12 protein-coding genes are annotated in these 13,236 nt (G+C 55.1%); 6 read left to right on the top strand and 6 right to left on the bottom strand.

Going from position 1 to position 13,236, the window contains the following annotated elements; translation table 11 throughout:
- Positions 1–27 precede the first annotated feature (27 nt).
- The gene (locus ACYVGU_RS16660; RefSeq protein ID WP_460622990.1) at positions 28–978 is read right to left on the bottom strand and encodes a polysaccharide biosynthesis/export family protein; all 951 of its coding nucleotides are present in this window, start codon (positions 976–978) and stop codon (positions 28–30) included.
- A 240-nt stretch (positions 979–1,218) separates the two neighbouring features.
- Between ACYVGU_RS16660 and ACYVGU_RS16655 the strand changes: the two genes are divergently transcribed.
- From ACYVGU_RS16655 to hpf, 4 genes are all read left to right on the top strand, one after another.
- Positions 1,219–2,358, top strand: a complete 1,140-nt coding sequence (locus ACYVGU_RS16655) for an acyl-CoA dehydrogenase (protein WP_460622989.1) — start codon at positions 1,219–1,221, stop codon at positions 2,356–2,358.
- 161 nt (positions 2,359–2,519) lie between these two features.
- Positions 2,520–2,720, top strand: a complete 201-nt coding sequence (gene rpsU / locus ACYVGU_RS16650) for a 30S ribosomal protein S21 (protein ID WP_460613762.1) — start codon at positions 2,520–2,522, stop codon at positions 2,718–2,720.
- A gap of 154 nt (positions 2,721–2,874) precedes the next feature.
- Complete coding sequence (locus ACYVGU_RS16645; RefSeq protein WP_460622988.1) at positions 2,875–3,762, top strand: site-specific integrase; 888 nt, start codon at positions 2,875–2,877, stop codon at positions 3,760–3,762.
- A gap of 34 nt (positions 3,763–3,796) precedes the next feature.
- Complete coding sequence (gene hpf / locus ACYVGU_RS16640; protein ID WP_460613760.1) at positions 3,797–4,096, top strand: HPF/RaiA family ribosome-associated protein; 300 nt, start codon at positions 3,797–3,799, stop codon at positions 4,094–4,096.
- A 96-nt stretch (positions 4,097–4,192) separates the two neighbouring features.
- Here the strand turns inward: hpf and metK are convergent, their stop codons facing one another.
- The gene (metK, locus tag ACYVGU_RS16635) at positions 4,193–5,455 is read right to left on the bottom strand and encodes a methionine adenosyltransferase (RefSeq protein WP_460622987.1); all 1,263 of its coding nucleotides are present in this window, start codon (positions 5,453–5,455) and stop codon (positions 4,193–4,195) included.
- A gap of 219 nt (positions 5,456–5,674) precedes the next feature.
- Here metK and ACYVGU_RS16630 point away from each other — a divergent pair, with 219 nt between their 5' ends.
- Positions 5,675–6,496: a phosphatase PAP2 family protein gene (locus ACYVGU_RS16630; protein ID WP_460622986.1), complete on the top strand. Its 822-nt coding sequence runs from the start codon at positions 5,675–5,677 to the stop codon at positions 6,494–6,496.
- Between the two features lie 122 nt (positions 6,497–6,618).
- Here the strand turns inward: ACYVGU_RS16630 and ACYVGU_RS16625 are convergent, their stop codons facing one another.
- The 3 genes from ACYVGU_RS16625 to ACYVGU_RS16615 form a co-directional block, all read right to left on the bottom strand.
- A complete protein-coding gene (locus ACYVGU_RS16625; RefSeq protein WP_460622985.1) occupies positions 6,619–9,072 on the bottom strand; it encodes a prolyl oligopeptidase family serine peptidase in 2,454 nt (817 codons plus the stop codon).
- 136 nt (positions 9,073–9,208) lie between these two features.
- The gene (locus ACYVGU_RS16620; RefSeq protein ID WP_460622984.1) at positions 9,209–9,853 is read right to left on the bottom strand and encodes an HD domain-containing protein; all 645 of its coding nucleotides are present in this window, start codon (positions 9,851–9,853) and stop codon (positions 9,209–9,211) included.
- A 139-nt stretch (positions 9,854–9,992) separates the two neighbouring features.
- Positions 9,993–10,427: a GNAT family N-acetyltransferase gene (locus tag ACYVGU_RS16615; RefSeq protein WP_460622983.1), complete on the bottom strand. Its 435-nt coding sequence runs from the start codon at positions 10,425–10,427 to the stop codon at positions 9,993–9,995.
- Positions 10,428–10,579: 152 nt separating this feature from the next.
- On the opposite strand from ACYVGU_RS16615, the gene ACYVGU_RS16610 reads away from it, so the two are divergent.
- Positions 10,580–11,977 carry a PQQ-dependent sugar dehydrogenase gene (locus tag ACYVGU_RS16610; protein ID WP_460622982.1) on the top strand — a complete coding sequence of 466 codons (1,398 nt, stop codon included), beginning with the start codon at positions 10,580–10,582 and terminating at the stop codon, positions 11,975–11,977.
- Positions 11,978–12,003: 26 nt separating this feature from the next.
- Here ACYVGU_RS16610 and ACYVGU_RS16605 read toward each other — a convergent pair whose 3' ends face one another.
- Positions 12,004–13,032: a cation diffusion facilitator family transporter gene (locus ACYVGU_RS16605; RefSeq protein ID WP_460622981.1), complete on the bottom strand. Its 1,029-nt coding sequence runs from the start codon at positions 13,030–13,032 to the stop codon at positions 12,004–12,006.
- Positions 13,033–13,236: the final 204 nt, after the last annotated feature.

Raw genomic sequence — 13,236 nt, 5'->3', positions numbered from 1 at the left:
CCGAAGGAACTGTTGAGATTATGAAGCTTATCTTGAAATAGCGATGATAAGCGTGGCCAGTCCGGACAGCCCTCCTAAGAAGGAGAAAAGCGGCGTAGCGTCAGCTAAAGCCTCATAGAACGGACGACGAATAGGTTCTACGTAAATAATGTCATTTGGCTCTACCTGAAGATTAGCCCGACGCATACCATCAATTGTAGTGAGGTTGATGATTTGCACCTGCGGATTCTTCAAGTCACCTCGTATCAAGCGGATGTTGTCAGCGCGGCCTGACTGGCCGCTACCCCCACTAGGCCCCACAAAGCCACCTGAGATGCCACCAGCCTGAGCTAATACTTCTAGTAGATTCATATTATCATCAAGCATTTGCACAACCCTGGCTCCGCCCGCAGTAGCACCAAGAATTACAATTCGGTTGTTGGTAACCCGGGTGATGACGTACACATCTTTATAAAAAGCAGTGTACTTTACTTGCAAGAGGCTATCAGCTTGCAATAGCGTTAAGCCTGAAATCTTCACGTAGTCCACCATTGGCAACTTTACAATGCCATCATGCTGGACTAAAAATTCAGTACCTCCCTGCTGACCGTTCACAGAACCTTGACCTTGCTGGCCGCCCTGACGCTGCATACCTCCCCCAGATATACCTGAGGTTCCTTGCCGACTAAATCCGCCGCCACCGGTATTAGTTCCGTTGGGTGAACCGAAGAACAACTCGCCATTGGGATCCAAGATCCGCTCACCTTTGTTAGTGAACACTCGAACACTCAAGTAATCGTTAGGTTGAATGATGTAGTTACGTTCCGCCCGGTTAACTACATCTCGCAAACGAGCAGTGTCAATGCTACCAGTGCCATCCGTACGGAACAGAATATTTTGCTGCCTTACGCGAGAAGTAGTGCAAGAGACAGTAAGCGCCGCCAGAGGCAGGCATAGCATCAGCAGACGCAGCAGGTATCCAGAGGTTGTTTTATTCATGTAGGCTGGCAAGCCAAAGTCAGATTTACAACAGAAAGGCAGTGGCTACATATGCCGATAATTGCCTGAAAAACCATCAAAGTAACCTAATTAGTGCCCGCTTTCAAAATCCATGCCTTCTAGCACTAAATACTGTACTGGCTTGTGCGGCAGTAAAATCCTACTTTCGCGGACCCAAAACCGGCCTGTGCCGGTTCTTGTCGTACCTTCCCACATATTTCCCACCCCACCCCTAGTACTATGGAACTGGTAGCAACCGAAAACCAGACGATGATTGCCCAGATGGTGCGTGACTTTGGCGCACAGCACATCAAGCCCCACATGATGCGCTGGGATGAAACACAGGAATTTCCGAAAGAAGTATTTCATAAACTGGGTGAGCTAGGCCTGATGGGCGTATTGGTACCCCAGGAATATGGCGGCGCTGGCTTTGGCTATGTAGAATATGTTACGGCCATTGCCGAGCTAGCCAAAATAGATGGCAGTATTGGCCTGAGTATGGCTGCACACAACTCGCTTTGCACGGGCCATATCCTGCAGCACGCCTCGGAAGAACAAAAGCAGAAATACCTTCCGAAGCTGGCTTCAGGTGAATGGATTGGCGCCTGGGGACTTACCGAGCCTAACACCGGCTCCGACGCAGGCAATATGCGCACTGTAGCTATTGAGGACGGCGACCACTATGTGCTGAATGGTGCCAAAAACTTCATTACGCACGGCAAAACCGGCAATGTAGCCGTCGTGATTGCGCGCACGGGTGAAGTGGGAGATTCGCACGGTATGACTGCCTTTATTATAGAGCGCGGCACGCCAGGCTTCGAAGCTGGTCGGAAAGAAGATAAGCTAGGCATGCGTGCCTCTGAAACCACCGAGCTAATTTTCACCGACTGCCGCGTACCGAAGGAGAATGTAATTGGTAAAGTTGGTGATGGGTTCGTGCAGTCGTTGAAGGTGCTGGATGGCGGTCGCATCAGTATTGCGGCGCTTAGCCTTGGTATTGCGCAAGGCGCTTACGAAGCTGCTCTGCAATACTCCAAAGAGCGTCATCAGTTTAACCAGCCCATTAGCAATTTCCAGGGCATTAGCTTCAAGCTAGCTGATATGGCTACCGAGATAGAGGCTGCCTCCCTGCTCACGTACCGCGCCGCTGATATGAAAGACCGCGGCCTGAACGTAAACCTGGAGTCAGCAATGGCTAAGCTGTATGCGTCGGAAGTATCGGTGCGGGTAGCCAACGAGGGCGTGCAGATTTTTGGCGGCTACGGCTACACCAAAGATTATCCAGCCGAGAAATATTACCGCGACGCCAAGCTGTGCACCATTGGTGAAGGCACGTCGGAAATTCAAAAACTGGTGATTGCACGCGCCCTGCTGAAGTAAAATACTAGGTAGATACAATGGGTAAAGTGCTGCAACAGGTGCAGGAAAGAGGCTACTCTACTGACTTGTTACCTTTTGCATTCTTTATCATTTGCATCATTTAGTATCATTATCTATCTTTGCGGCCCCTCCAAGTTCGGGTTCCTAAGTTCACTGAAGATATGATCATCGTCCAAATCAAAGAAAACGAGTCGGTTGACCGTGCGCTCAAGCGCTTCAAAAAGAAATTTGAGCGCACCGGCGTTCTGAAAGAGCTGCGTCGCCGCACCTTCTTCCAGAAGCCTTCCATCACCAATCGTAAGCAGAAGCAGAAGGCTATCTACAAGCTAGCCACCTACGGCCCCGACGCTACCGAAGCGTAGTCGGCTTCCGCTGCTCAAGCTAGGACGAAAAAACCCGCTGATTTGCCCCACTGGCGCAAATCAGCGGGTTTTTTCGTGTGCGCAGTATTGTGTTTTTTTCCTGCGTTGAATTCCATACATTGGATATCTGACCTCAACAGTCGGAGCCGGAAATATGGAATTGTTTTTTGACTACTTGCGATTTGAGCGGCGCTACAGCCCTCATACCGTCCTCTCTTACCAGACTGATTTACGGCAGTTTGCAGCCTTCCTGCAGACCACCTATGAGCTAGCTGATGCTACCCAGGCCGATCATACTTTAATTCGCTCATGGGTAGTAGAACTCATGCAGCAGCACCAAGACCCGCGGACGGTCAATCGGAAAATAGCCTGCCTGCGCTCTTACTACAAATTTTTGCTGCGTACTGGCGCGGTACAGAAAAACCCAATGCTACGCATCACTTCACCGAAAGTGGCCAAGAAGCTTCCTGATTTTGTGCCGGAAGATTCATTGAATGCATTGCTGAATACATTCGAGTTTCCAACTACGTTTGATGGAGTCCGCGACCAACTGATATTGGAGCTGCTTTATGGCACTGGCATTCGCCTCTCAGAGCTTATTGGCATCGGCCACGATGACCTTAGCTTAACTGGGCACACGGTGCGCGTAACTGGCAAAGGCAACAAGCAACGGGTAGTGCCCCTTAACCCAACACTCCTTCTAGTGCTAGAACGCTATATAGGCCAAAAACAACGCGAATTTGGCTCGGAGAGCAACGTGCGCCGGTCCCTACTCGTTACGGATAAAGGAGAGCCGCTCTATGAAAAGTTTGTATATCGGACAGTAAAGCACTATTTAAGTCAAATTACTACTGCTTCTGGGCAGCAGCACCCACACGTGTTGCGCCATTCCTTTGCCACCCATTTACTAGGCAAAGGAGCCGATCTAAACGCCATCAAAGAGCTACTTGGGCACGCCAACCTGGCTGCCACTCAGGTATATACTCACCTGAGTATTGACAAATTGAAATCTGTTTTTGAAAAGGCCCACCCAAAGGCCTGATTTGTTTCTTCATTTACTCTTAACCCCACGACCGATGAAAGTACAGATGCAATCGGTGCATTTTGATGCCGACCAGAAACTGCTCGACTTCATCCAGAAGCGCCTCGATAAACTCGAAACCTTCTATGACCGCGTGACAGAAGGCGAAGTTATTCTGCGCCTGAACAATAAAGATGGTATTGCCAATAAGACGGTGGAGATTAAGCTCTTCGTGCCAGGCTCTACCCTTTTCTCCCAGGAAGATGCCGGTACCTTTGAAGCGGCTACCGATGCCGCGGCCGACAGCCTCAAGCGCCAGATCACGCGCTATAAAGAAAAGTTAACTGCTCATTAAGCGTCCTGCTATTTAGACGCGCAGACCACGCGCTATAAAAAAAGCCCCAACCTTGAAGAAGGTTGGGGCTTTTTGCTACTGGTTTACTAGGGTAACTTATAGGCCGAACTCTGCCTTAATGGCGTCAACATAGTCCAGCTTTTCCCACGTGAAGGTTTCTACGGTGCGGGAAGTGCCATCAGCGCCCTGTACCTGCTTGGTACCGGGCTGACGACCCATGTGGCCATACGCAGCCGACTCGGCAAAAATCGGGTTCTGCAGGCCCAAGCGCTTTACAATGGCATAAGGACGCAGATCAAAAATGCGCTGCACCTTGGCGGCGATTTCGCCGTCGGTGAGCAGATGCCCGAAGGCGCCAGTAACTTTGGTAGTGCCGTAGGTGGTTACAAACACGCCAACCGGCTCGGCTACCCCAATGGCGTAGGCTACCTGCACCAACACCTGATCTGCCACGCCGGCGGCTACCAGGTTCTTAGCAATGTGGCGGGCCGCGTACGCGGCTGAGCGGTCTACTTTAGAGGAATCTTTGCCGGAGAAAGCACCGCCGCCGTGGGCGCCCTTGCCACCGTAAGTGTCCACGATGATTTTGCGGCCGGTGAGGCCGGAGTCGCCATGAGGGCCACCAATCACGAACTTGCCCGTGGGGTTGATGTGATAGGTGATGTCCTTGGTGAAGAGGTCCTGCACTTCCTGGCCCAGCTGCGCTTTCACGCGCGGAATCAGGATGGTTTTAATATCCTGCTCAATCTGCTTGAGCATGGTCTGCTCGTTGGCATCAAACTCATCGTGCTGGGTGCTTACCACAATGGTTTCAATGGCTTCGGGCGTGTTGTCGTCGTTGTATCGGATGGTTACCTGGCTTTTGGCATCAGGACGCAGGTAAGTCATTTCCTGGCCGGCTTTGCGAATGGCCGACAGCTCACGCAGCAACCGATGCGAAAGATCGAGCGCCAGTGGCATGTAGTTTTCGGTTTCGCGGGTGGCGTAACCGAACATCATGCCTTGGTCGCCGGCACCTTGCTCCTCGGGCTTGGCACGCTCCACTCCTTGGTTAATATCCGGCGACTGCTCGTGCAGGCGGTTCATCACCTCGCAGGTATCGGCGTTGAAGAGATATTCCGGCTTGTTGTACCCAATGCGGCGAATAACTTCGCGGATAATGGGCTCAGCCTTCACGTGAGCCGTCGATTTGATTTCACCCGCCACTAGGGCAAAGTCAGTGGTAACTAGGGTTTCGCAGGCAACTTTTGCCGTAGGATCCTGACGCAAATACTCGTCGAGGATGGCATCGGAAATCTGGTCAGCTACTTTATCGGGATGGCCTTCCGAAACGGATTCGGAGGTGAACAGGTACGGCATCAGCTTATAGGGTAGAAGTACGCTAGGGGCCGGCAGCCCCTGCCCCGCCGCCACGACTAGGTCAGGCAGGGTCGCAAAGCTACAAGTTTTCTAAATGTATAAGAGACTCAAGAAGTAGTGGGACCAGACAAATACCACGGGGCAGCCTCATTTTCTGGCCCCAACCTCTGGGCAAAAGTTGCGTTTAGGCCTCAACTGTTCTGCTTACTCCCCTCCTACATGACTAAGACGATACTTTCGCTTGTAATTTCTTTGTCGCTGGCCTGCTCTACGGCGCAAGCCCAGCGCAATACCACGCCGTACCGCACGCGCTTTGCCGTTGACGCGCCCATCACGCTGGGGTTGGGCGCCGCCAGTGGCCTAGGACTTTACCTAATTCAGCAAAAAAACGGCCTTACCAATGCGGAGCTGGCCGCATTAGACAAAAACGACATCCCGAAGTTTGACCGTTTTTCGGCCGGCAACTACAGCAATACGGCCCAAACGGCCGGCGACTTCCTTTGCTATGGCGCTCTGGTAGTTGCGCCCGGCTTGCTAGCGTTGAACTCTGACATCCGGGGAAACTACGGCCAAGTGCTAGGGCTTTATCTGCAGTCGTTGGTGGCCACTGATGCTGCTTTCACGCTAACCGTAGGAAATGTGTATCGGTATCGTCCATTTCTGTATGGCCCAGAAGGTGGCGGCGACCGAAACAGTAAGATTTCAACTAACTCCTTTTTCGCGGGGCATACGGCACATACTGCCACGGCTACCTTTTTTGCGGCCAAAGTATTTCACGATTTCAACCCAGACTCGCCGGCTGAGCCGTTTGTATGGGGCGCCGCGGCACTGGTGCCAGCAGCAGTAGCTTACACGCGCATGGAGGCAGGCAAGCACTTTCTGTCTGATAACATTGTGGGCTACACCGTCGGCGCTTTGTCAGGCATATTGATTCCGCAACTGCACAAGAAAAATGGCAGTAGCCTGTCGGTATTGCCCATTCAGGGACGGAATCTGGAGGGCCACGCGTACAGTGGCTTCCTGCTCACCAAACAGCTTTAAGCAAAAGCGTGACCTAATACCCTACTAGGTCACGCTTTCCTCTAAACCGCACAAAGGCTAGCTCTAGGCATGTTGAGCTTATCGCCAGGGGTAGTACCTCAGGTGGCCGACTTGACCATTCGTTACTGGCCGCCGGTGGAGCCGGTAGCTGGCGCGCTAGGGTTCAAGTTGGTTTCAAACAGCTTCAGGATGCGGCGGTATTCATCGGTCCAGGAAGTGGGCTCCACGAAACCGTGGTCTTCGACGGGATATACCGCCAGCTCCCAGTTTTCCTTTTTCAGTTCAATCAGCTTTTGGGAGAGGCGTACAATATCCTGGAAGTGCACGTTGGTATCGACCATGCCGTGGCACATGAGTAAGGCGCCCTTTAGGCCGGCAGCGTAGTTGATAGGCGAAGAGCGGGCGTAGGCCAAGGAGTCATTGTAGGGCTCGTTGAGGATGTTATCGGTGTAGTCGTGGTTGTAGTGGGCCCAGTCGGTAACGGAGCGCAGGGCGGCACCGGCCTTAAACACCTCAGGCTGGGTGAACATGGCCATCAGGGTGATAAAGCCGCCGTAGCTGCCGCCGTAAATACCAATCCGCTGCGGACTAACGCTATATTTATCCGTGAGGAGCTTGGCGCCGTCTACCTGATCAGTGAGGTCTTTGCCACCCATATGGCGGTAAATGCCCGTGCGCACGTCGCGGCCGTAGCCAGCGGAACCGCGGTAGTCGATATCAAGCACCGTGTAGCCTTTGTCGACGAGCAGGTTATGGAACATGTACTCCCGGAAGTAGGTGCTCCACCACTTGTGCGCATTCTGGAGGTAGCCGGCGCCGTGCACGAAAACGACGGCTGGGCCCTGCACTACGGGGTTAGCAGGGCGGTATAAGCGCGCATACACATCGGCTCCGTCGCGGGCTTTGTAGCTGATAACTTCGGGGGCGCGCCAGGGGTAGCTCTCGAACTCGGGGGTAGTGCTATGCGTGAGCTGGCGCAGCTTAGCCCCTGGCTTGTTGTCCATCACGAACAGCTCCCAAGGCTTGTTGGAGGTGCTGTAGCGCACGGCTAGCGTTTTTTCATCCGGCGAAAGCGTGACTTCACTAGCCCCGGTTTGGGTGGTAACCTGCGTCATCGCGCCGCCTTCCAGGGGCATGCGGTAGAAGTGCTGCTCGCCGGGGTGGGTTTTATTGGCCGTGAGGTACCACGTTTTCCGGTCGCGGCTGAGTTGGGCTTTGAGCACTTCCCAGCGGCCGCTAGTCAGGGCTTTCTTCTGGCCCGAGGTAATATCGGCGGTATAAAGGTGGCTGAAGCCGGTTTCCTCGCTCTGAAACCAGATGCGGCGGTTATCGGGCATCCAGCCTACGTTGCCGTCTTCGTAGCCAATGCCGGGGCCATTAATCCAGGCATCATCGTGCTGGCGGTCGAGCAGCTTAATTTTCTGGGTGGTGGGGTCGAGGCTGACAATCCAGCGGTCCTTGTTATCGGCGCTGCGGATGACCAGGAAAGCGTGTTGCCCATTATCGGACCAAAACGGACCGAAGGGCACCACACGGCGCATTTCAGTGGCCGGCTTGGTTTTGCGCGTGCTGCCGGCCTTTGCCGTATCAGCGGGGGTAGGCGCTTTGGCCTGCAGCTGGTACTCTTTGCGGTAAGCTGGCTGCTCATCGAGGCCTTGCAGCTCTTTATACCCTAATACAAATGTGGTGTCGCGCCCGATATCGTAGAGGCCCAGCTCATAGGCCGTTTGGGCAGCACCCACCTTGGTGCGGGTGTTAATGTCTTCGGTGAAGCCCGAGGTAGTGACGAAATTGGGTACCAGCGCGCGTTTTTCGCCGCTTGGCTCCTGCACCAGCGTGTAGGTAACGTAGCGGCCATCGGGCGAGAGGCGCAGGTTGCGCACCACTTGCTGGCCGAGCCAAATAGACTTAGGTCGCAGCCGAGCCAAGGCTTTCTGTAGTTGTTGGCGGGCTTTGGCATCTTGCTCTTTGCCGCGCAATACCTCAAATAACGCCAGCTGCTGGGCTTTCAGGAACTTCTCTGATTTGTCGGTGGGCTCGCCGATGCGGGGCCGGTTGCCATAGCGGAAGTCGGTGCGCTGCACCGTTTCGCCGGTAGCGGGGTCCCATGTGAAGAGGTTGCCCTGCCGCGTGTAGCTTATTAGCTTACCCAGCAGCGCAAACTGCGCATCGGTTTCTCGTTCCGCCGTATTCGTAACGCGCCGTACCCGTTGCGTTTTCAGGTCTAGCAGATAGATGTCACCGTCGCGCTCATACACTTTGCGGGTGTAGCGCTGGTCGTATTCGCCGTTGGAGGTGGGCAGGCTCAGTTGCTCCCGCAGGCTTACTTTGCGCGGCTTGCCGCCATTCGGCGCTATTGTATACAATGAGTCGCGGCGCGCTTTTTCGGGGTTCCAGCTGAAGTAAATGGCCTTGCCATCTTCTGACCAGGAAACGTTGCTGGGCGAGTTGCCGAGCCACTGGGCTGGGTCGCGCATTATTTTCTCAACGGTAAGCGGAGCTAGCTGCTGACTGTGGGCTTGGCCCGCAAGCAGCCCTAGGACGGCGCTCAGCACTAAACGGTAACGGTTCGGCATGACAGAGGGGGGGAAGATCAGGCTGCAACATAGCACACAGCGCCCAATGGACGCGCCTTCGCAACGGGCGTTGCGCCTTTCATTCGCCTTTTACCCAATCCACTAGCTTGTGCTGCTGGCTTAAGTGCCCGCCGGCTTATACACTGCCGTTTTCCCAGGCTTTCAGCTCGGCCTGCAAATTGCGCCGGGCCTGGGTATCCAGCTTCTCGTGGAAAAGCGGGGTCCGGTAGAGCGCACTGACGCCGAGCAGCTTTTCCAGCACTTTGCGGCGGCCACGGCGATACATAAAGTCGGGTACCAGCCGATACTCTTGGCGCACCTGCCGGGCATATTGCCAGTAGTCGGCCTCCGGAGCGCCGAGGATCTGCAAGTCAGCATCGAGAAAGAAGTGCAGATCTGCGTCGGGGAGCTGCGGCTGCGTGTGGTCTTTGGTACACTCAATCAGAAATGCTACCCGTTGGCGGCGCTCCTTTGGCAGCGTGGTGTGCTCCAAAAACTCCAGGGCCAGCAAAGCGCTGCGAGCTTCGTTGTCATCGCGCAGGGTGCTATACACGGCATCATGAAACCACACGGCCAGCTCCACTACCTCCCGATCCTGCACCAAAGCGGCATGCTTACTCACGGTATCCAGCAGCGCCCGCACGTGTGGCAGGGCATGATAGTGCCGGTCGGAGGCACCATACGCGCCCGCCAGCTGCTGATAGGTGGCCGTGCGACGGTCCTTATCAGCCAGTAGCGGGGTAGTGAGACGGTGCCAGCGGGCGCTCAGGGTAGTATTCATAGGGCAGAGCGGATCAGGGCAAGTAAAGGAAAGTGGCTTCGGATAGAAAATATAGGTAGTATCTGAAAGCTTTCGGCGCCGAAAAGGTTGCTTTCCTGACGTAGCGGTCTTGCTTATGTTCCGATGCCGAGCCACCTGCTTAATTGGCAGTAGGCACTCCGTATGGATTGGGGCGCCGCACTTCCAGGTAGCGCTCCGGGGCCGCCAGCTCCTGAAACCCAAACTGCCGGTAGAGGCTATGCGCATCCAGGGTAGCCAACAGGTGTCGGCGCAGGCCCTGCAGCTCAGGGTGAGCCCAGACCTCCTGCATCAGCTGCTTGCTGATGCCTTGCCCGCGGTAGTTGGCTAGCACAAATACGTCGCAGAGCCAGGCAAAAGTGGCCTTATCCGTCACTACGCGGGCAAATGCCACCTGCGCGCCTTCCGGAGTATAGACGCCGAAAGTGAGCGAATTGGCAATAGCTCGCTCTACTGTTTCACGCGGAATACCTTTCGCCCAGTACGACTCTTCAGATAAGTATTGGTGGATGAGCGCCACATCGAGGCGGGCAGGATCGGGGCTGACAGTATACATAGCGGGCGGAAAAGAGCTTTGGGCATGGATGGTGCCTAGTAAGGCACTGGGGTAAGAAAGGCAGTTTAGGCTAAAACTCCAGCAGGAGTAATCCAAAATCTGTGGCGCTACGTTAGCTTCTATTGACCATATCAAGCCACAACAACCTGACTATGAAACACCTGAACTTTATCTGGACTATGGTTATAGGTGTAGCTAGCGCCACCTGTGCGCAGGCCCAAACGGCACCGGTGCTTACCACGTTTCCGGTGGGCAGCACAACGGTAACCGTATCGGCCCTTACTACAGGTTTGCAGGTGCCATGGGAGCTAGTGTGGGGCCCCGATAACTTTATCTGGATGACGGAGCGGGGTGGCCGCATCAGTCGTGTGAACCCTGCCTCGGGTGAGGTTACGCCGCTGGTTACGCTGCCCGATGTGGCTACTTCCTTAGAAGGCGGCCTGTTGGGCATGGCCTTGCACCCCGACTTTGCTACCTCGCCGTACGTGTATGTGGTGTACAACTACAACGACAATGGTTACAAAGAAAAGCTGGTGCGCCTAACGTACGCGGCAGGTACGCTGGGCAGCCCACTGGTGCTGCTGGCCAATATACCAGCCACCAGCACGCACAGCGGCTCTCGCCTGCTCATTTTGCCCGATAAAACGTTGCTGATGACCACCGGTGATGCGCAGCAACAGCCCCAGGCGCAAAACCCAGCTTCATTAAATGGCAAGATATTGCGCCTGAACCTGGATGGAACCGTGCCGGCTGATAATCCGGTGGCCGGGAGTTTGGTGTACACGCTAGGCCACCGCAACCCACAAGGCCTGGTACAGGGGCCGGGAGGCCGTATTTATAGCTCAGAGCACGGCCCCGACACGGATGACGAAGTGAACCTGATTGAGCCAAACCGCAACTATGGCTGGCCCACGGTAGCGGGCCTTTGCAGCGGGGCCACTGAACAGGCCTTCTGCACCGCTAACAATGTGCGCGAACCATTGGCCGTCTGGACGCCTACGCGGGGCGTGTCGGGCCTGACGTATTACAACTCACCGGCTATTCCGGATTGGCAAGGCAAGCTGTTATTGCTGTCCCTGAAAGCTTCGCGCCTCACAGCCCTCACGCTGAACGCGGCCGGCGACGCCATTCCGCTGCCCTTTTCAGATTACCTAACCAGCTTCGGGCGGCTGCGCGCTATTTGCGTTTCGCCGCAGGGCCGGGTGTACGTGGGCACCAGCAACCGCGACGGCCGCATTACCCCTGCTCCTACCGATGATAGAATTCTGGTGCTGGAAAACCGGGCGTTCGTTCCCACTTCTACTACCCCTAAGCAGAACCGCAACCTAAGCCTTTGGCCTAACCCCGCGCAGCAAACCGCCACGCTACAATTGCCCACGCCCGCAACGGCTACCACGTCGGTAGAAGTACAGGACGCCCTAGGCCGCGCGGTGCGCTCAACCCAATTCCTGGCCGGCCAATCAATCGTAACCTTGCCTTTGCAGGGGTTGCGGGCGGGTGTGTATTCGGTGAAGATGGGTGCGGCTACGCAGCGCCTAGTGGTAGAATAACTGACTGATAGCCCTCTATAATTGCGCTACCCTTGTACTGGCTCGGCTAGCTGATGCCGCTCGTTTTTTGCCACGTTGGCCATCGTCCAGGGAATTTCCTGGCTGAAGGGGTGCTGCCGCACAGGGCAGTCGGGCATGTGGCAGTGCGAGCAGGCGGCAAAGGTGCACGGGTCGGCGTGCACAAACATTTCTACCTGCACTTCAAACTCCTGATCGACCAGCACCTCAATGCGGTGCACCTGCTCGTGGGTTTGCTCCAGGCTGAAATAGTAGGGCATCGTCACGTGGCAGTCGATGTGCAGATTGGCGCCGTAGCGCACCACGCGCAGGTTGTGCACGTCTATCCAGGCGGGCTCGCGGTGCTCCTGCAGCTCGGCCACTACGTGCTGCACAGTGGCATCATCGGCCTCGTCCATCAGCCCCGATACGGAGCGGCGCACCATGCGGTAGCCATTTACCACAATGAACACGCCCAGCAGCAGCGCCGCCCCGGAGTCGAACACCACGTTTCCAGTGAATAGCACCAGCAACAGGGCAGCGCACGATACAAAAGTGCTCACGGCGTCGAGATACAGGTGCTGCCCATCGCCAATCAGCGTGGGAGAATGATGCGTACGCCCGGCCCGAATCAGCAGAAACCCAGTGCCCAAGTTTACTACGGCCGTAATGGCCAGCAGCACCATGCCCCAGTCGGGCCGCTCAATGGCGTGCGGGTGCAGCAATGACTGCAGCGCGGTGTAGAAAATGTACACACCCGCCATCAGAATCAGGCCCCCTTCAAAGCCTACTGACAGGTACTCTATTTTGCCGTGGCCGTAGGGGTGGTTTTCGTCTTTGGGCAGGCTAGCGAGGTAGATGCTATACAGCGCAAAGCCACTGGCTACCACGTTGATAATCGATTCGAGGGCGTCCGTTAATACGGCTTGTGAGCGAGTCAGGAGCCACGCATAAAACTTTATGGCCACCAGTACCACGCTTACTACCAGGGAAAGCAGGGCATACCGCGTTTTGAGCGGTAGCGTGAACATGGAGCGGGCAGCAAAGCGGGACGTCATTCGAAAGCAAACAGGATGGAACCAGCGTATACCGGCTGAGCCGGGTAATCAGATTTCTGGTCGGGCAAGGAATGACACGAACGAGGGCAACAAAATTCCGGGAAAATTCCGGTTTATGTGTCGGCTCGCAACTTTTCAAAACAAAAACAGTATGTAGACTGTCTTAAAAATAAATTTAGACAAGGCTAAAATTCGCTTACTTTG

It is taken from the genome of Hymenobacter tenuis, from assembly GCF_054780495.1.
The sequence above is the reverse complement of the archived record's forward strand: the minus strand, read 5'-3'. Positions and strand labels throughout refer to the sequence as shown.